The organism is Methylobacterium indicum (assembly GCF_017347565.1).
Lineage (GTDB): Bacteria > Pseudomonadota > Alphaproteobacteria > Rhizobiales > Beijerinckiaceae > Methylobacterium > Methylobacterium indicum.
The window spans coordinates 4,267,761-4,285,000 of sequence record NZ_AP024145.1 but is presented as its reverse complement, the minus strand read 5'-3'; the positions used below and the strand labels follow the sequence as shown (position 1 = coordinate 4,285,000).

Below are 17,240 nucleotides of genomic sequence, written 5' to 3'. Positions count from 1 at the left end.
AGATCCTGGACATCGTCGTCGACGCGCCGATCGAGGAATGCCGCAGACGCGATCCCAAGGGGCTCTATGCCCGCGCCTTCGCCGGGCAGATCCCAAACTTCATCAAAATTTCCCGCCCTACGAGGCGCCGGACTCGCCCGACCTGCACCTCCGGACGACCGTGCATGACGTCGAGACCCTCGTGGGTCAGGTTCTCGATGAGTTGCCGCGTCGGAGGGTCATCGCCTCCGGCGCCTGATCCGCAAAACCCTGCGAGCAGGGGAAGCTCCGGTCGGGCTCGCGAGGACGACCGCCCGGGCCTCATGCCGGGGAATTCAGACGGCGGGAGACGATTCCTCGGCCTTGGCCTCCTCCGCGCATTTGAGGCAGAGTTGGCGCTTGGCGAGGAGGGCCGAAACCGCGTTCGCGCCCTCGAAGCTGACGACGTGGCCGCATTCGAGCACGTTGAGCACCCGCTGATCGGGATCGTCGCGCTCGCCGGAGGGGTAGCAGCGGATCGCCGTCACGCGGCGCATGGGGATCTCAGCCTGCATGGCGTAACCCTGGAACCTCGTCTCGATGCGGCGGACCGGTCGCCGCCGGGGCGCTTCCGACTCTCCCGAGCCGGTCCCGCGCCGACAGCCCCATAGCACGGAACCGGTCCGGGACGCAGGGCCCTCCGGCTCGCGTCATGTCGCAGGGACCATCGTCCTGGCATGGATGGTGCTAGCTCGACAGGCCTGCGCGCCTGACCGGTAGTGGATCGGCGGATGACGTGTCAGAGCCTGCTTGACCCGCGACGGGTTCGGGATCACCGCATCGAACGCAGCGATGCGCGACGGACGCGCCTGGTCCCGGATTGCCCGTCCCGGACGGCCATTCGTCGCGGCCGGGCCGACGCCGCGGTCCGGTCCCGTGCCGCCATCCCGGCCCGCCGATACGGCGGGTCCGTGCGCAAGACAGAGAAGCGAACCAGGAAGGAACCGTTCGGTGAGGGATTTCTCGAGGCCCGGGCGTTCGCCCGTCTATGCCGCCAACGCCGCCGTGGCGACGTCCCATCCGCTCTCGACCCTCGCGGCGATCGAGGTGCTGCGCTCGGGCGGCAACGCGGTCGATGCCGGCATCGCCGCGGTGGCGGTGCAATGCGTGGTCGATCCGCTGATGACCGGGATCGGGGGCGATTGCTTCGCCCTCTACGCGCCGAAGGGCGCCAAGGCGCCGATCGCGCTCAACGGCTCGGGCCGCAGCCCGGCGGCGGCGCACGATGCCTGGTACCTGGAGCGGGGCATCGCCCTCGAGCCGACCTCGCCTCACGCCGTCACGGTGCCGGGAGCGGTCGCCGCCTGGGGGAAGCTCCTTCGGGATCATGGCACCCGGAGCCTCGGCGAGGTGCTGCAGCCGGCGATCCGCTACGCTGAGGACGGCTATCCGGTGCAGCCTCGCGTCGCTCTCGACTGGTCGCGCAGCGTCGAGCGCGTCGCCGGCGATCCGGCCTCGGCCGCGACCTACCTGATCGAGGGCCGGGCGCCGAGCGTCGGCACGATCATGCGCCACCCGAAGCTCGCCGCCACGCTCAAGCGCATCGCGGCCGAGGGCCCGCGCGGTTTCTACGAGGGAGCGGTCGCCGAGGATATCGTGACCCGCCTGCGCGCGCTGGGGGGCCTGCACACCCTCGACGACTTCGCCGAGGCCGCGCCCGAAATCGTCACGCCGGTGACGACGCGCTACCGCGGCTACGACGTCTACGAGTGTCCGCCGAGCGGCCAGGGCCTCGCCGTGCTGATGATGCTCAACGTGCTGTCGCATTACGACATCGCGGCGTTGTCCGAGCTCGACCGGGTCCATCTCTTCGCGGAAGCCTGCAAGCAGGCCTATCACCACCGCGACGCGCTCTTCGCCGATCCGGTCCTCAACCGGGTGCCGGTGGAGCATCTGCTCTCCGAGGCCTGGCGGGCGAGTGCCCACGGCGCGATCGACATGGCGCGCGCCCAGGAGCCGGTGATCTGGCCGGAACTCCTGCACAAGGACACGGTCTATCTCAGCGTGGTCGACCGGGACGGCAACGCGCTCGCGCTGATCAACTCGATCTTCCAGGGCTTCGGGAGCGGCATCACCGCGCCGGAGAGCGGGGTTTTGCTGCACAATCGCGGCCTGTCCTTCCGCATCGATCCGGGCCACCCGAACACGATCGGCCCACGCAAGCGCCCGATGCACACCATCATCCCGGGCATGCTGATGCGGGACGGCGAGACGGTGGCGCCGTTCGGCGTGATGGGCGGGCATTACCAGGCGATGGGCCACGTGGAACTGCTGACCGGCATCATCGACCGCGGCCTCGACGTGCAGGAGGCGCTCGATGCCCCCCGCAGCTTCGCCTATGGCGGCGGGATCGAGATGGAGCCGGGTTTCGCGGAGGGCGTCGTGTCCGGGCTCGAAGCGCGCGGCCACCGCACCATCCCGGCCTCCGGCCCGATCGGCGGCGGCCAGATCATCTGGATCGACCGGGAACGCGGGGTGCTCGCCGCGGGCTCGGACCCGCGCAAGGACGGCAGCGCGCTCGGTTATTGAGGAGGGCCCCATGCCCATCGACATCGACGCCGCGGCTCGCGCCCTCGTGGACGCCCGCCGCACGGGGACGCGCCTCGACGCGCTGCCGGAGGGAGTGCGGCCCGGCAGCGAGGCGGAGGCCTACGCGGTGCAGGACGCCATTGCGAAAACCCTCGGGCCGGTGGCCGGCTGGAAGGTGGGGGCACCCGGCCCCACCGCCACGCCGGCCCGGGCGTTCCTCCACGCCGACACGATCTTCGTCGAGACGGACGAGCTGCCGGCCTCGCTGTTCCACGTCATCGGGGCGGAGGCCGAGATCGCCTACCGGTTCGGCCGCGACCTGCCGCCGGAAGCCGGCCCCTACGACCGGGAGGCGGTGCTGGCGGCGGTCGCCACGATGCATCCGGCGATCGAAATCGCCGATACCCGCTTCACGGTCTTCGGCGCGGTGGATGCCCACAGCCAGCGCGCCGACCAGCAGAACCACGGCGTCCTGGTGATCGGCCCGGGCCTGACGGACTGGCGCAGCCTCGCCCCGATGACCCAGCCGGTGCGGCTCACGATTGACGGGAGCGTCCTGCACGATCACATCGGCGGCAACTCGGCGGTCGATCCGGTGCGGCTGCTGGTCTGGCTCGCCAACGAGGGGGCCCGCTCCCTCGGCGGGATCAAGGCGGGCCAGGTCGTCACCACCGGCTCGTGCACCGGCACGGATTTCGTGACCGCGCCGACGCGGATCGTGGCGGAGTTTCCGGGGCTGGGGAGCGTGGCGCTGGCGATCGCGTGAGCGTCCCAGGGTGACCGTTCCGATCATGGAGCCGCCGACCTGGGACCATCGTACGCTCCTCGACGGTGCGCCTCGTCAGGCGGCCGCCGCCTCCAAAGGCGCCGGCCGCCCGAACAGGTAGCCCTGCATCTCCGTGCACCCCTCCCGCCGGGCCGCCGCGAGCTGGTCCTCGGTCTCGACGCCCTCGGCGGTGACCGTCGCCCCGAGTTGGACGGCGATGCCGACCACCGCGCGCACGATCGCGGCGGTGTCGGGATTGGCGATGTCGGCGATGAAGGAGCGGTCGATCTTGATCGCGTCGAAGGGGAAGCGGCGCAGGTAGCTCAGGGACGAGTAGCCGGTGCCGAAATCGTCGAGCGCGATCCGCAAGCCGAGCCGGCGCAGCGCGAGGAGCAGGTCGACGGCCTCGCCGTCGACGAGCATGCTCTCGGTGATCTCGATCTCGAGCCGGTCGGAACCGAGGCCCGACTCGTGCAAGGCGGCCTGGATCGCGGCGATCAAGGGGCCGTGCCGGACCTGGGCGGCCGAGACGTTGACGGCGACGCGGGCGCCGTCGGTCCAGGTCGCCGCGTCGCGGCAGGCCTGGCGCAGGATCCAGGCGCCGAGGCGCTCGATCAGGCCGGTCTCCTCGGCGAGGGGGATGAAGGCCCCGGGCGACACGAGGCCGCGGGTCGGGTGATGCCAGCGCACCAGGGCCTCGCGGCAGACGGTGCGCCGCTCGGCCGTGGTGACGATCGGCTGGTAGTGCAGCACGAACTCGCCGCGATCGAGGCCGAGGCGCAGGTCGAGTTCGAGGCCGCGCCGTTCGGCCGCCGCTTCGTCCATCGCCGGATCGTAGAGCCGGAAGGTGCTGCGGCCGGCGGCCTTGGCGCTGTAGAGGGCCCGGTCGGCCCGGGCCATCAGGGTATCGGCGTCCTCGCCGTGGCCGGGGGCGAGCACCACGCCGATGCTGACTCCGACATGCATCGGCCGGTCGGCGACCCGGATCGGCGCCTGCATCGCCTCGACGAGGCGGGACGCGGCCTGCGTCGCCACGACGGGGTCGCCCCCGGAGAGGAGCACGGCGAACTCGTCGCCGCCGAGCCGTGCCAGGGTGTCCCCGGGGCGCAGGACCGCGCTCATGCGGCGTCCGACCTCGCACAGGAGGGTGTCGCCGGCGGCGTGACCCAGGGTGTCGTTGACCACCTTGAATCGGTCGAGGTCGAGCCACAGGATCGCGCAGGGGGCTCCGCCGCCGAGCCGCGCGTCGAGCCGTGCGCGGAACAGGGTCCGGTTCGGCAGGTCGGTGAGCGCGTCGTGACCCGCCATGTGGATGATCCGCCGCTCCGCCTCGCGCCGGGCGGTGATGTCCTCGACCTGGAGCAGGATCGAGGCGGAATCGGGCGGCAGGTGGAGGCGCACCGCCGAGACCTGGGCCCACATCGTGCCGCCGTCGGCGCGCGGAAAGCGCATCTCGCAGATCGCCGGCTCACCGGCCTCGCCCGCCCCCGTCAGGAGCCGGTCGAGGAGCCCGGCTTCCTCGGCCAGGCCGAGGACGGCGAGCGGCCGGCCGACGAGATCGGCGGCCTCGCGGCCGACGGCCTGTCGGAAGGCGCGGTTGGCCTCGATCAGGGTGCCGGCGGCATCGACCACCAGCATGCCGGCGGGCATCCGCTCGATGATGCCGCGCAGGTGGCTCGCGCTGCGGCGCGCCTCGGCCTCGGCGGCCCGGAGCGTCGCCTGCTCGCGCTTCAGCGTCGTGATGTCGAAATGCGCACTGGTCCGCCCGTCCTCGCGGGCGTGCTCGATCACCCGGATCCAGCGCTCGCCGGGCAGCGGCACCTCGAACGGCGCGCCCGCGAAGAGCTGCGCCTCGCGGACATGCGCCAGGAGCTGGGGCGGCGCGTCGCCGTAGGTGCCCTGCCAGGCGAGTGCCACCACCGCCTCCAGGGTCAGGCCCACCACCTCGCCCGGGGCCACGCCGTAGAGCTGGCCGAACTGCCGGTTGGCCGAGACGATGCGCCCGTCGGCATTCGCCGCCGCGATCCCGTCCGGCGTACCGCCGTCCTCGGCCGGGCGGGCGCCGGGTGCCTCCTGGGTGATGCGGCGCCACAGCCGGACCCGGCCCAGCCCCGGGATGGTGTGAGCGGCGACGCGCAGCCAGGATCCGCGATGCTCGAACTCGAACGGCCGGCTCTGGGCCTGGTGGCGGGCGATCCCGCTGGCGACGTACTCGTCGACGTAGCGGACTTCGTCCGAGGTCAGGCGGTTGCGGTAGAAGCGCCGCAGGTTCTCGCCGTAATGCTCGCCGAGATGGACGAAGCCGTCATGCTCGGGAAAGAGATACAGAAAGGTCTCGTTCCAGCCTACGACGCGGTCGTCGGCATCGAAGGCGCACAGGCCGATGTCGAGGCCGTCGAGCAGGTCGGCGAGGAGGCCGATGCTCGGCTTGGGCTTCTGCATGCTGTCGACCCCGGATTCTCCGCGCGGCACCGTCCGTCCCGGTGCCCGATACAGCCCGGGCCCCGCCCGAACCGGCTCCGACGGGGCCCTGCGCTCCATCGGACGTCACCGTTGCATGACCTGATTGACGCCGTCTTTCACTGTCGAACACTGCACGTGTTGCCGCAGAGACAGGAACGACGGTGCGGGACCGGCACCACGGGGTTGCGGCGCCGATCGGATCTCTCTCATGCAAATCCGCCTTGCAAGTCCGCCTTGCAAGCCCCCCCTCGCCAATCCCCCTTGCCAGCCGAGCGCGGATCGGCTGTGAAGGCTGAAGCGACGACAAGAGGGCGACCACGCGCGGGAACGACGCGGGCGCCCGGGAGGAGCCCACGATGATCCGTTTCACCACAGGCCTGTGCGCGGCCGCCCTGATGCTGGCGGCGCTCGCGGGACCGGCCGCGGCGCAGATCTCCGACGACGTGGTGCGGATCGGGGTGCTCACCGACCTCTCGGGGCCCTACGCCGATAGCGGCGGGCGCGGCTCGGTGGCGGCGGCCGAGATGGCGGCCAAGGATTTCGGCGGGACGGTGCGGGGCAAGCCGGTCGAGATCGTCTCGGCCGACCACCAGAACAAGCCGGACGTCGCCTCGAGCCTCGCCCGGCGCTGGTACGACGTCGACAAGGTCGACGCCATCGTCGACCTGCCGGTGACGGCGATCGCGCTCGCCGTCCAGGCGGTGGCCAAGGAGAAGAACCGCACGGTGATGATCACCGCGGCGGCGACCTCCGACCTCACCGCCAAGACCTGCTCCCCGGTCAGCTCGCACTGGACCGACGACACCCACGCGCTCACCGCCGGCACGGCGCGGGCGGTGTTCGAGCGCGGCGGCAAGTCCTGGTACTTCATCACCGTCGACCACGCCTTCGGCCATGCCTTGCAGAAGGAGGCCACCACCGTTGTCGAATCGCTCGGCGGCAAGGTGGTGGGCACCTCGCGCCACCCGATCAACACCGCCGACTACTCGTCCTTCCTGCTCCAGGCGCAGAGCTCGGGGGCGGACGTGGTGGCCTTCGCCAGCGTGGGCGACGACTTCACCAAGGCGGTCAAGCAGGCCGACGAGTTCGGCCTGACCGGCGGGCGCCAGACGCTGACGGGCTTCCTCGTCTACGTCACCGACATCAAGGGCCTCGGCCTGCCGGTGGCGCGCGGCCTGACCTTCTCGTCGGCCTTCTACTGGGACCAGAACGACGCCGCCCGGGCCTTCGCCAAGCGCTTCCAGGAGCGCACCGGCGCGATGCCGACGAAGAACCAGGCGCTGATCTATGCCGCCGTGACCCACTACCTGAAGGCGATCGACAAGGCCGGCACCGACGAGGCGGTGGCCGCGAACGCTGCCATGCGGTCCCTGCCGGTGGCGTTCTTCGACCACCCCGCGTCCTTGCGGGCCGACGGGCGCCTCCTCTACGATCCCGTTTTGTACCGGGCGAAGGATCCCGCAGCCTCGAAGGGCCCGTGGGACCTCTACGAGGTTTTGCGCACCATCCCGCAGGGGGAGGCCTTCCTGCCGATGAACCCGGCCTGCGCCCCGAAGGAGCGCGGGTAGAACGATGGGTGATGCCGCCCTCGCCGAAGGCTTCGATCTGCGGCGCCTGCCGGAGGGGTTCATCGCGAACCCCTACCCGTTCTACGCCGCGCTCCGCGCGCACGCCCCGGTCCACGAATTCGGTGACGGGCAGATCCTGCTCACGCGCTACGCCGACCTGGAGCGGGTCTACAAGGACGCCGCGACCTTCAGCTCGGACAAGACCGTCGAGTTCGGGGCCAAATTCACGACTGGGGAGGTGCCCTCCCCGCTCTACCGGCACCACACCACGAGCCTCGTCTTCAACGATCCGCCGCGCCACACCCGGGTCCGGCGCATCATCGCGGGCGCGCTGACGCCCCGGGCGGTCGCCGCGATGGAGCCCGGCATCGTCGCCCTGGTGGACACTCTCCTCGACGCGGCCGAGGTGCGGGGCCGGATCGACCTGATCGAGGATTTCGCCGCCGCGATCCCCGTCGAGGTGATCGGCAACCTGCTCGGCGTGCCGCGGGACGAGCGCGGGCCCCTGCGGGACTGGTCGCTGGCGATCCTCGGCGCCCTCGAACCGGTGCTCACGCCGGAGATCGAGGGCGCCGGCAACCGGGCGGTGACCGCGTTCCTGGCCTATCTCGAACGCCTCGTCGCCGACCGGCGCCGGCACCCGGGCGACCCGGACAAGGACATCCTCACCCGGCTCATCCAGGGGGAGGTCGGCGGCGAGCGGCTGTCGCCGGACGAGCTTTTGCAGAACTGCATCTTCATCCTGAATGCCGGCCACGAGACCACCACCAACCTGATCGGCAACGGGCTCCATCTCCTCGCCGAGCAGCCCGGGGCGCGGGCGCGGCTCCTCGCCGAGCCGGACCTGATGCGAAAGGGCGTGGAAGAGATCCTGCGCTTCGAGAGCTCGAACCAGCTCGGCAACCGCGTCGCCGCCACGCCCTTCGCCATCGACGGCCGGGACTATCCGGCCGGCACCCAGATCACGCTCGGCATCGGTGCCGCCAACCGCGACCCGGCGCAGTTCCCCGACCCCGATCGGTTCGACGTCGCCCGCGACCCCAACCGCCACCTCGCCTTCGCCAGCGGCATTCATCAATGCGTCGGCATGGCGGTGGCGCGGCTCGAGGGCCGGATCGCGCTCGGTCGCTTCCTCGCGCGCTTTCCGGATTACCGCCTCGACGGAGTGCCGGAGCGTTCGCAGAGGGTGCGCTTCCGGGGCTTCCTGCGGCTGCCGGCCCGGCTCGGCTGAAAGCCGGGGCCGACGACGAGCCGCGCTCAGGCGGCCTTGACCCGGGCGAGGAAGGTCGCGACCTCGTGGGTCAGCCGCTCCGACTGGCGCGCCAGGTCCTGGGCCGCGCCGAGCACCTGGGACGCCGCGGCGCTGGTCTGGCCCGCGCCGTCGCGCACGCCCACGATGTTGCCGGTGACCTCCTCGGTGCCGCGCGCTGCCTGCTGCACGTTGCGGGTGATCTCCTGCACGGCACTGGCCTGCTGCTCCATCGCCGCCGCGACGCTGGCGGCGTAGCTCGACATGTCCTCGATCAGCTTGCCGATCTGGCGCATATCGACCACCGCCTCGCGGGTCGCCCCCTGGATCTCGCCAATCCGGGCGCCGATCTCGTCCGTCGCCTTGCCGGTTTGGCCGGCGAGATCCTTCACCTCCGCCGCCACCACGGCGAAGCCGCGGCCGGCGTCGCCCGCCCGCGCCGCCTCGATGGTGGCGTTCAGCGCCAGCAGATTGGTCTGGCCGGCGATGCTCGACACGGTGGCGACGAAATCGCCGATCCGTTCCGCCGTCCCGGCGAGGCGCTGGACCGCGGCGTTGGTGCGCGCCGCATCCTCCACCGCCCGGGCGGCGAGGCGGGACGACTGGGTCACCTGCTGCACGATCTCCTGGATCGAGGCCGTCATCTCCTCGCTCGCCGCCGCGACCGTCTGCACGTTGGCGGAGGTCTGCGAGGCGGCGCCCGCCACCGTGACGGTCTGCCGGGTCGTCTCCTCGGCCACCCCGGTCATGGCGCGGGCGGTCGCCTCCATCTCGGTGGCGGCGCCGGCAAGGCCCGTGGTCAACCCCGAGACCGTGTGCTCGAAGTCCCGCGCCATGTCGTCGAGGGCCCGGGCGCGGCGCATCCGCGCCTCGTCCTCGACCGCCTTGGCGGCGGCGGCCCGCTCGGCCTCGACGGCGTTGCGCTTGAACACCTCAACCGCCCGCGCCATGGCCCCGACCTCGTCGCCCCGCTCGATCCCCGCGACCACGACCGTCCTGTCGCCCTCGGCGAGCCGCCCCATCACCCCGGTGACCGTCCGCAGCGGCGAGACCAGGGTGCGCGACACCATCAGTGCCATCACGGTGGCGACGCCGAGGCTCGCCGCGATGCCGATCAGGTTCATCGCGAAGGCGAGGCCGAAGGTGGCCGCCTGCTCCTTGGTGCGGCTCGCCATCAAGCCGGTCTCGACCGCCCGGATCTCCGCGGCCTTGGCCCGCAGGGCATCCATCATCGCCTTGCCGGACCCGCCCGACTGGAGGGCGCGGGCCCGCTCGCGCGTGCCCGGTTCGGCCATCAGGGCGATCTCCGTCTCGGCGACGTCGCGCATCCAGGCCGCCGCGCTGCGGTCGAGGTCGTCGAGGCGAGCCTGCTGCGCCGGGTTGTCGGCGGTGAGGCGCTTGGCCTCGTCGAAGGCCGCCCGGTAGGCCGTCCGTCCCTCGCGATAGGGTGCGAGGAATCGCGGGTCGGCCGAGATCAGGTAGCCGCGCACGCCGGTTTCCTGGTCGACCATCGCCGCGATGATGCCGGAGACGCTGTGGAGGACCTTCTGGGTGTGGTCGGTCCAGCCGATCCGATCCTCGATCGAGCGCAGGCTGCCGTAGCCCACCGCGCTCACCGTGAGGGTGATCACGACCAGGCTGCCGAAGGCCAGGACCAGCTTCGGGAAGATCGTCAGGTTGTTGAGCACGCGCATCGGGGGGTCTCGCGGGGGCGGATCAGTTGCGCCGGATGACGCAAGCCCACACGTGGCGAGCGAGATTAACAACAGGCTGTATACTTATCGACAACAGTTATTATGAATAAATGGAACAGTTATGATGACACGTTAAGTCAATCACAGGTTGATAATACAAGTATCAGGCTCCTCTCTCCGCGTCGGCGGGGCCGGCACGGGCGGGATACCGCCGTGGGACGCGGTTGCCGGTTGACCTCAAGCGGTCGTGTCCGGGGCAGGCATGGCGCGCAGCCGGCGACGCCCTAGCTCGAACGGGTCGAGTCGACAGAGGAGACGCCGCATGATGCTCCACCGCCGCGCCATGCTGGCCGGCTCCGTTGCAGGCGCCGTGGCGGCCGGCCTCTTCCCCGGCCAGCTCCTGGCGGACGAATCCGGGTTGATCCGCCGCCCGATCCCGTCCAGCGGCGAGACGGTGCCGGCGATCGGCATCGGCACCTCGCGGCGCTACGACGTGGCGCCGGAATCGGACGCGGTCGCGCCGCTGCGCGAGACGGTGGCGAAGTTCGCGAGCCTCGGCGGCACGGTGATCGACACCGCGCCCGATTACGGCCGGGCCGAGGAGGTGCTGGGCCGGATCCTCAAGGAGACCGGACTTCGCGAAAAGGTCTTCCTGTGCAGCAAGGTGGCCGCACGGGGGCGCGAGGCGGGAGAGGCGCAGATCGCGCAGTCCTTCCGCCGGCTGGGCACCGACCGGATCGACCTGATCGCAATCCACAACCTGATCGACCCGCAGGCGCAGCTGCCGCTCCTGCGCGAACTCAAGGACAAGAAGCGCATCCGCTATCTCGGCGCCACGACCTGGGCCGAGGGGCAGTACGGCGACCTCGAAGCGCTGATGAAGGCCGAAAGACTCGACGTGATCCAGGTCAATTACGCGGTCGATGCCCGCAAGGCGGCCGAGCGCATCCTGCCCTTGGCGAAGGAGCGCGGCATCGCCGTCATGGTCAACGTGCCGTTCGGGCGCGAGCGGCTGTTCACCCTGGTCCGCGGCCGCGACCTGCCGCCCTTCGCCGCCGAGTTCGACTGCAAGACCTGGCCGCAATTCTTTCTCAAATACGTCCTGTCGCACGAGGCGGTGACCTGCCCGGTGCCGGGCACAGCGCAGGTCCGCTACGCCGAGGACAATCTCGGCGCCGCCCGCGGTCGCCTGCCGGACGCCGCCCAACGCCGCAAGATGGAGGAGTTCATCGATGGCCTGTGATCGCCGCACGCTGCTGCTCGCCGGGGCGCTCGCCCTGGTGTCGACGGCTACCCCCGCTCTCGCGCAGGAGGCCAAGACCCAAGACGCCAAGACCCCGATCGCGGTGATCGGCGGCGGCAATATCGGCGGGACCATCGGCGGCCTGTGGGTCAAGGCCGGCCATCCGGTGATGTTCGCCTCTCGCCATCCGGAGGACCTGAAGCCGCTGGTGGAAAAGCTCGGGCCGCTCGCCAAGGCCGGCACCGTCGAGCAGGCCTTCGCCTTCGGCGACGCGGTGCTGATCGCGGTGCCGTACAAGGCCTATCCGGAGCTGGGCAAGACCTATGGCGCGGCCCTGAAGGGCAAGGTCGTGCTGGATGCCGGCAATGCCACCAAGGCCCGAGACGGCGAGCTGGCGGCGGAGGCCGAGAGCGCCGGCATCGGCGCCACCTCGGCCAAGTATCTTCCGGGCGCCCGGCTGGTGCGGGCCTTCAACGCCGCGAACTACCGGCTCTTCGCCCAGAACGCCCATCGCAGCGGCGCGCCGATGGCGGTGCCGATCGCGGGCGACGACAAGCAGGCGCTGAGCGTTGCGTCGACCCTCGTGCGCGATGCCGGCTTCGAGCCGGTGGTGGTCGGCGGCCTCGACGCGGCCAAAAAATTCCAGATGGGCAGCCCGGGCTTCCAGCGGGACGCCACCGGGCCCGAGGCGCGCAAGGCCTTCGGGATCGCCGAATGACGCCTGATACCGCGCAGGCGGCGCAGGCCGGCCTCAAGGTGCCGGCCTGGCTCCGGCGCCTCACCGACGTGCGGCCGGAGGAGGTGCCGGCCCTCGGCTGGGCCTGGCTCTACATCTTCGCCCTGCTCTCGTCCTACTACGTGATGCGGCCGATCCGCGACCAGATGGGGCTGGCCGGCGGGCTCGAGAATCTGCCCTGGCTGTTCACCGCGACCCTCGTCGGCATGCTGGTGCTGAACGTGCCGTTCGGCTGGCTGGTGCGCAAGCTGCCGCGCTCCCGCTTCATCCCGATCACCTACCGCTTCTTTGCCGCCAACATCCTGGTCTTCGCGGTGGTGCTGTATCGCAGCGGGCCCGAGGAGGCGGTGTGGATCGGCCGGGTGTTCTTCGTCTGGCTGTCGATCTTCAACCTGTTCGTGGTCTCGATCTTCTGGGCGACGATCGTCGACGTGTTCGACACCGAGCAGGGCAAGCGGCTGTTCGGCTTCATCGCGGCGGGCGCCACCCTCGGGGCCATCACGGGCTCGGCCGTCACCGCGGTGCTGGCGCGCGACGTTCCCATCCCCTTCCTGCTGCTGGCTGCCGCCGCGCTCCTCGAAGTGGCGGTCATCAGCATGCGGGGCCTGTCGCGGATCTCCGACGCGCTCTCGCGCGAACCGGGGGCGGCGACGCAAGCCATCGGCGGCAGCCCGTTCGCCGGCATCAGCCGGGTCCTCGCCTCGCCCTACCTGCTCGGCATCTGCCTGTTCCTGCTCCTGTTCTCGATCACCTCGACCTTCCTCTACTTCGAGCAGGCCGGCATCGCAAAGCGCAGCTTCCCGGATCGCGGCGCGCAGACGGCGTTCTTCGCCAGCGTCGACCTCGCGGTGAACGTGCTGACGCTCGGCATCCAGCTCTTCCTCACCGGGCGCATCGTGAAGCGGCTCGGCGTCGGGCTCACGCTCGCGATCCTGCCGCTCGTCAGCGCGCTCGGCTTCGGGCTCCTCGCGGTGGCGCCCACCATCGCCAGCGTGGTGGTGTTCGGGGTGCTGCGCCGGGCCGGCAACTTCGCCATCGCCCGGCCGGTGCGCGAGGTTCTGTTCACGGTGCTGCCGCGGGAGGACCGCTACAAGGCGAAGGCCTTCATCGACACGGTGGTCTACCGCCTCGGCGACCAGGTCGGCGCCTGGTCCTATACCCTCGTGGCCTGGCTCGGCCTGAGCGCCACCGCGCTCTCGGTCGTGGCGGTGCCCCTGTCCCTCGCCTGGCTCGTCAACGGCCTCTGGCTCGGGCGCCGGCAAGATTCTATGGCTGATGGGAGGGAGCCGCAGGAGACGGGGAATGGCTGAGACCGAAGCGAGCTTGCGTGCCGGCATCGTCGCGACCTGCCGCAGCATGGCCGACCAGGGCCTGAACCAGGGCACCGCCGGCAACGTCTCGGTACGGTTCGGCGACGGCCTGCTCATCACCCCGTCGGGCCTGCCCTACGAGGAGATGACGCCCGACGACATCGTGCCGATGACGATGGACGGCCGGGCCGACCATGCCCTCGCGCCCTCCTCCGAATGGCGCTTCCACCGCGACATCCTGCGGGCCCGCCCCGACGTCCAGGCGATCGTTCACGCCCACCCGACCTACTGCACCGCCTTCGCGATGTGCCGCAAGGACATCCCGGCGGCCCATTACATGATCGCCGCCGCCGGGGGCCCCACCGTGCGCTGCGGCGGCTACGCCCTGTTCGGCACCGAGGAGCTGTCGCAGCGGGCTCTGGAGGCCCTGGAGGACCGCACCTGCTGCCTGCTCGCCAATCACGGCATGATCGCCACCGGGCCAACGCTGGCCAAGGCCCTGTGGCTCGCCGTGGAACTGGAAACCCTGTGCCGGCAATACGCCGTGGCGCTTCAGGTCGGCCGGCCGCACATCCTGAGCGAGGCCGAGGTGGCGGAGGCGATGGAGCGGTTCAAGTCCTACGGGCCGCGGCCGAAGGCGGGGTGAGGCGTTCCGAACCCTCCCCTGAACGTCATCCCGGGGCCGCGGAGCGGAACCCGGGATCCATAACCGCCGAGGCGCAAGAATGAACCGGATCGCGTTCCGCCTCGTCCTGCACCGTCAGCGGTTATGGATCCCGGTTCTCGTCTTCGACGAGACCCGGGATGACGCAGTGTGATAGTGAGGTCAGCAATATCTGACCTCAGCCCTACAGATCCATCTTCATCGCCTGCGGATAGTACCGGAACCCACCCTGCCCGTTCTCCGCGACGTGGCCGATGCCCGGCCAGGCGAAGTGGTAGGCGAGCACCGGGATGCGGTTCTTGGCCAGCATGGTCAGCATCTTGAGCCGGGTCTGGGCCGATTGCTTCGGGTCGGTGTCGTAGGCGAACTCGGTGAGCGGCTTCTCCATCAGCAGCACCGGGTGGTGCGTCAGGTCGCCGAGGTAGCAGAGGCTGTCCTTGCCCGAGGTGATCATGAACATCGTATGGCCGATGCTGTGGCCGGGCGCCGCGATCGCCTGGATGCCGGGCAGGAATTCCTGGCCGTCCTTGACGAAGACGAGGCGATCACGGACCGGCAGCAGGTTCTTGCGGGCCGTGTCGAGGAAGGCGCTGAACGAGGCCGGCACCTTGGCGGGGTCGGTCCAGTAATCGAAATCGGCCTGCGAGATGTAGTACTGGGCGTTGGGGAAGTGCGGCGTGCCGTCGTCGCCGACGCACCCGCCGCAATGGTCGACATGGGCGTGGCTCATCACCACGGCGTCGATGTCCTTCGGGTCGATGCCGGCCTGGCGCATCGTGGTCAGCAGCTTGCCGGTGGTCGGCCCGAACAGCTTGAGCGATCCCATCCCGGTATCGAACAGCACCAGCTTGCTGCCGGTATTGAGGATCAGGATGTTCTGCTCCAGCACCGCGTTCGACAGCGGCAGGAAGTTGCTGGTCAGCTGCGCGTCCATCTCGGCCGGGGTGAGGCCGAGGAAGTTGGCATGGGGGTCGCCGAGCGGCAGGGTGCCGTCGGAGACCATGGTGGCCTCGGCGTCGCCGAGGGTGAAGCGGTAAAAATACGGACTCTGGCTGCGCAGCAGCGGCGCCTTGGCGCTCGCCGCACCGGGCAGCCCGGCCGTCACCGCGGTGGCCGCGGCGCCGAGCATCAGGCCGCGCCGGCTGGGGTTGTCCAACCGAATCGTCATCGGGGCTCCTCCACGTTTCATCCGCGGGCGCCTTGTTGCGCGCGCTCGAAACGGGACGTCCCCCGACGCGAGCGCGGCCGGAACCTCTGCGGGCCGATCTTTGTCCGTCGGCCCGGATGGGTTGTCAAACTGGACGTTGGGTCAAGTGCCGCCCGCGCGGGCATGGACGCGGCAGCGCCGCCCGAAATACGGGCCCCCTGCCCAACCGGACGGCAACCGGCCCGATCCTCCCCGGCCCCGGAATTGACAGCGTTTCGAGGCACTTCCTACACCCCTGGCAACCACGGAGGAGCCGCGATGCCGAGCCACGATTTCGACTACGACCTGGTGGTCCGCGGCGGGACGCTCGCCGGCCCGGCAGAAGTGTTCGAGGCCGATCTCGGGGTGCGCGACGGGGTGATCGCGGCGGTCGGCCGGAACCTCCGGCGCGGGGCGGAGGAGATCGACGCCCGGGGCCACATCGTCACCCCGGGCGGCCTCGACCCGCATTGCCACATCGAAGAACCCTCCGAGGGCGGCGGCGTGCAGGAGGAGAGCTTTGCCAGCGGCTCGGCCGCAGCGCTCGCCGGCGGCACCACCTCGTTCATCTGCTTCGTGCCGCAATGGAAGGGTCACCCGATCGCCGCGACCGCGGCGGGCTACGAGGCCCGCGCCCGGGCCTCGCGGGCCGATTACAGCTTCCACCAGATCATCACCGACCCGACGCCCGACGTGCTGGAGCGCGAGGTGCCGGCCCTGGTCGCCCGCGGCATCCGCAGCCTCAAGGTCTTCCTGACCTACGATCCCTTGCGCCTCACCGACGGGCAGTTCCTGGAGGTGCTGGCGACCGCGCGCCGGCTGGGCGCCTTCGTGACGGTGCATTGCGAGAACTACGACGCCATCGGCTGGCGCATCCGCGCCCTGCTCGAGGACGGTCTCACCGACCCGCTCCAGCACGCCTGGGCCCGCCCGCCGGTGGTCGAGCGCGAGGCGACGCACCGGGCGATCGCGCTCGCCGAACTCGTCGACCAGCCGATCCAGGTCTTCCACGTCTCCTGCGACGAGGCGGCGGACGAGATCGCCCGAGCGCGGGCGCGGGGCATCAAGGTCTGGGGCGAGACCTGCCCGCAATACCTGACCCTTTCGACCGACGACCTGGCAAAGCCCGATTTCGAGGGCGCCAAGGTGGTGTGCTCGCCGGCCCTCCGGGCCCCCGGCGAATCGGAACGGATCTGGGCCCGCATCCGCGAGGGCACCCTCGACGTGGTCTCCTCCGATCATTGCGGCTTCTCCTTCGCCACCGCCAAGCGCGATCCCGGCAGCAGCGGCTACGGCCAGGGAGGGGCCAAGGCGCGACCCGACGGGATGCCGGCCTTCAACGCGATCCCGAACGGCGTGCCGGGGATCGAGACCCGGCTGCCGGTGCTGTTCTCCGAAGGCGTCTCGGCCGGGCGCATCGACCTGCCGACCTTCGTGCGCCTGACCTCGACCAACGCCGCCCGGCTGTTCGGGCTGGCCGGTCGGAAAGGCACCCTGGCGCCGGGCGCCGATGCCGACCTCGTGCTGTGGAACCCCGATGCCGAGCGGGTCCTGACCAACACGGACCTGCACCACGCCATCGACTACACGCCGTGGGAGGGGATGCGCCTCAAGGGCCTGCCCACGATGACGATCCGGCGCGGCGAGATCGCGGTGCGCGAGGGCCAGGTGCTGGCGGAACCCGGCTCGGGCCGGTTCCTCGCCCGCGGCCCCTACGCGCTCGCCACACCGTCGGGCCGGGTGCCGGACGGGTTCGACGCGGCGGCCCGGCGCTGACGCCCTGGACGCGAGACACGCCCTGTCCGACCATGCCG

At 70.9% G+C, this 17,240-nt stretch carries 13 protein-coding genes (1 of these 13 only partly in view); 10 read left to right on the top strand and 3 right to left on the bottom strand.

What is annotated here, in order from left to right:
- The 3 genes from cysC to miv_RS19935 all read left to right on the top strand — a co-directional run.
- A protein-coding gene (cysC, locus tag miv_RS33925; RefSeq protein ID WP_425312927.1) for an adenylyl-sulfate kinase crosses the window boundary here: on the top strand, positions 1-629 show its 3' portion. 280 nt of this gene lie to the left of the window's left edge; the window shows 629 of its 909 coding nt (coding positions 281-909); its start codon lies off the left edge, out of view; the stop codon is at positions 627-629.
- 340 nt (positions 630-969) lie between these two features.
- Entirely contained in the window at positions 970-2,547 is a 1,578-nt protein-coding gene (locus miv_RS19940; protein WP_207178456.1) for a gamma-glutamyltransferase family protein, read from the top strand.
- Between the two features lie 10 nt (positions 2,548-2,557).
- Complete coding sequence (locus tag miv_RS19935; RefSeq protein WP_207178454.1) at positions 2,558-3,313, top strand: 2-keto-4-pentenoate hydratase; 756 nt, start codon at positions 2,558-2,560, stop codon at positions 3,311-3,313.
- A gap of 75 nt (positions 3,314-3,388) precedes the next feature.
- Here the strand turns inward: miv_RS19935 and miv_RS19930 are convergent, their stop codons facing one another.
- The gene (locus tag miv_RS19930) at positions 3,389-5,755 is read right to left on the bottom strand and encodes an EAL domain-containing protein (protein WP_207178452.1); all 2,367 of its coding nucleotides are present in this window, start codon (positions 5,753-5,755) and stop codon (positions 3,389-3,391) included.
- Between the two features lie 377 nt (positions 5,756-6,132).
- Here miv_RS19930 and miv_RS19925 point away from each other — a divergent pair, with 377 nt between their 5' ends.
- Both miv_RS19925 and miv_RS19920 read left to right on the top strand, forming a co-directional pair.
- Positions 6,133-7,344, top strand: a complete 1,212-nt coding sequence (locus miv_RS19925; protein ID WP_058620176.1) for an ABC transporter substrate-binding protein — start codon at positions 6,133-6,135, stop codon at positions 7,342-7,344.
- A 4-nt stretch (positions 7,345-7,348) separates the two neighbouring features.
- Positions 7,349-8,575: a cytochrome P450 gene (locus miv_RS19920; protein WP_207178450.1), complete on the top strand. Its 1,227-nt coding sequence runs from the start codon at positions 7,349-7,351 to the stop codon at positions 8,573-8,575.
- Positions 8,576-8,601: 26 nt separating this feature from the next.
- Here the strand turns inward: miv_RS19920 and miv_RS19915 are convergent, their stop codons facing one another.
- Positions 8,602-10,287, bottom strand: coding sequence for a methyl-accepting chemotaxis protein (locus miv_RS19915; protein WP_207178448.1), 1,686 nt, complete (start codon positions 10,285-10,287; stop codon positions 8,602-8,604).
- 322 nt (positions 10,288-10,609) lie between these two features.
- Here miv_RS19915 and miv_RS19910 point away from each other — a divergent pair, with 322 nt between their 5' ends.
- From miv_RS19910 to miv_RS19895, 4 genes are read left to right on the top strand one after another with little or no spacing between them, the layout of a single operon-like run.
- Positions 10,610-11,530, top strand: a complete 921-nt coding sequence (locus miv_RS19910; protein ID WP_207178446.1) for an aldo/keto reductase — start codon at positions 10,610-10,612, stop codon at positions 11,528-11,530.
- Positions 11,520-12,248, top strand: coding sequence for an NADPH-dependent F420 reductase (locus tag miv_RS19905; protein WP_207178444.1), 729 nt, complete (start codon positions 11,520-11,522; stop codon positions 12,246-12,248). Before miv_RS19910 ends, miv_RS19905 begins: the two co-directional genes overlap by 11 nt.
- On the top strand, positions 12,245-13,576 hold the full coding sequence (locus miv_RS19900; RefSeq protein WP_058617296.1) for an NTP/NDP exchange transporter: 1,332 nt from the start codon (positions 12,245-12,247) through the stop codon (positions 13,574-13,576). The genes miv_RS19905 and miv_RS19900 overlap by 4 nt, the downstream gene beginning before the upstream one ends.
- On the top strand, positions 13,569-14,222 hold the full coding sequence (locus miv_RS19895) for a class II aldolase/adducin family protein (RefSeq protein WP_058617297.1): 654 nt from the start codon (positions 13,569-13,571) through the stop codon (positions 14,220-14,222). Before miv_RS19900 ends, miv_RS19895 begins: the two co-directional genes overlap by 8 nt.
- 202 nt (positions 14,223-14,424) lie before the next feature.
- Here miv_RS19895 and miv_RS19890 read toward each other — a convergent pair whose 3' ends face one another.
- Positions 14,425-15,408 carry an MBL fold metallo-hydrolase gene (locus tag miv_RS19890; protein WP_207178442.1) on the bottom strand — a complete coding sequence of 328 codons (984 nt, stop codon included), beginning with the start codon at positions 15,406-15,408 and terminating at the stop codon, positions 14,425-14,427.
- 297 nt (positions 15,409-15,705) lie between these two features.
- Between miv_RS19890 and hydA the strand changes: the two genes are divergently transcribed.
- The gene (gene hydA / locus miv_RS19885; protein ID WP_207178440.1) at positions 15,706-17,202 is read left to right on the top strand and encodes a dihydropyrimidinase; all 1,497 of its coding nucleotides are present in this window, start codon (positions 15,706-15,708) and stop codon (positions 17,200-17,202) included.
- The last annotated feature ends 38 nt before the right edge of the window (positions 17,203-17,240 follow it).

Excerpts from the sequence above, each read along its gene's own strand:
- miv_RS19895 (WP_058617297.1), top strand. The coding sequence starts at position 13,569 with ATGGCTGAGACCGAAGCGAGCTTGCGTGCCGGCATCGTCGCGACCTGC.
- hydA (WP_207178440.1), top strand. The coding sequence starts at position 15,706 with ATGCCGAGCCACGATTTCGACTACGACCTGGTGGTCCGCGGCGGGACG.
- miv_RS19915 (WP_207178448.1), bottom strand. The coding sequence starts at position 10,287 with ATGCGCGTGCTCAACAACCTGACGATCTTCCCGAAGCTGGTCCTGGCC.
- miv_RS19925 (WP_058620176.1), top strand. The coding sequence starts at position 6,133 with ATGATCCGTTTCACCACAGGCCTGTGCGCGGCCGCCCTGATGCTGGCG.
- miv_RS19890 (WP_207178442.1), bottom strand. The coding sequence starts at position 15,408 with ATGACGATTCGGTTGGACAACCCCAGCCGGCGCGGCCTGATGCTCGGC.
- miv_RS19930 (WP_207178452.1), bottom strand. The coding sequence starts at position 5,755 with ATGCAGAAGCCCAAGCCGAGCATCGGCCTCCTCGCCGACCTGCTCGAC.
- miv_RS19905 (WP_207178444.1), top strand. The coding sequence starts at position 11,520 with ATGGCCTGTGATCGCCGCACGCTGCTGCTCGCCGGGGCGCTCGCCCTG.
- miv_RS19935 (WP_207178454.1), top strand. The coding sequence starts at position 2,558 with ATGCCCATCGACATCGACGCCGCGGCTCGCGCCCTCGTGGACGCCCGC.
- miv_RS19910 (WP_207178446.1), top strand. The coding sequence starts at position 10,610 with ATGATGCTCCACCGCCGCGCCATGCTGGCCGGCTCCGTTGCAGGCGCC.
- miv_RS19900 (WP_058617296.1), top strand. The coding sequence starts at position 12,245 with ATGACGCCTGATACCGCGCAGGCGGCGCAGGCCGGCCTCAAGGTGCCG.
- miv_RS19920 (WP_207178450.1), top strand. The coding sequence starts at position 7,349 with ATGGGTGATGCCGCCCTCGCCGAAGGCTTCGATCTGCGGCGCCTGCCG.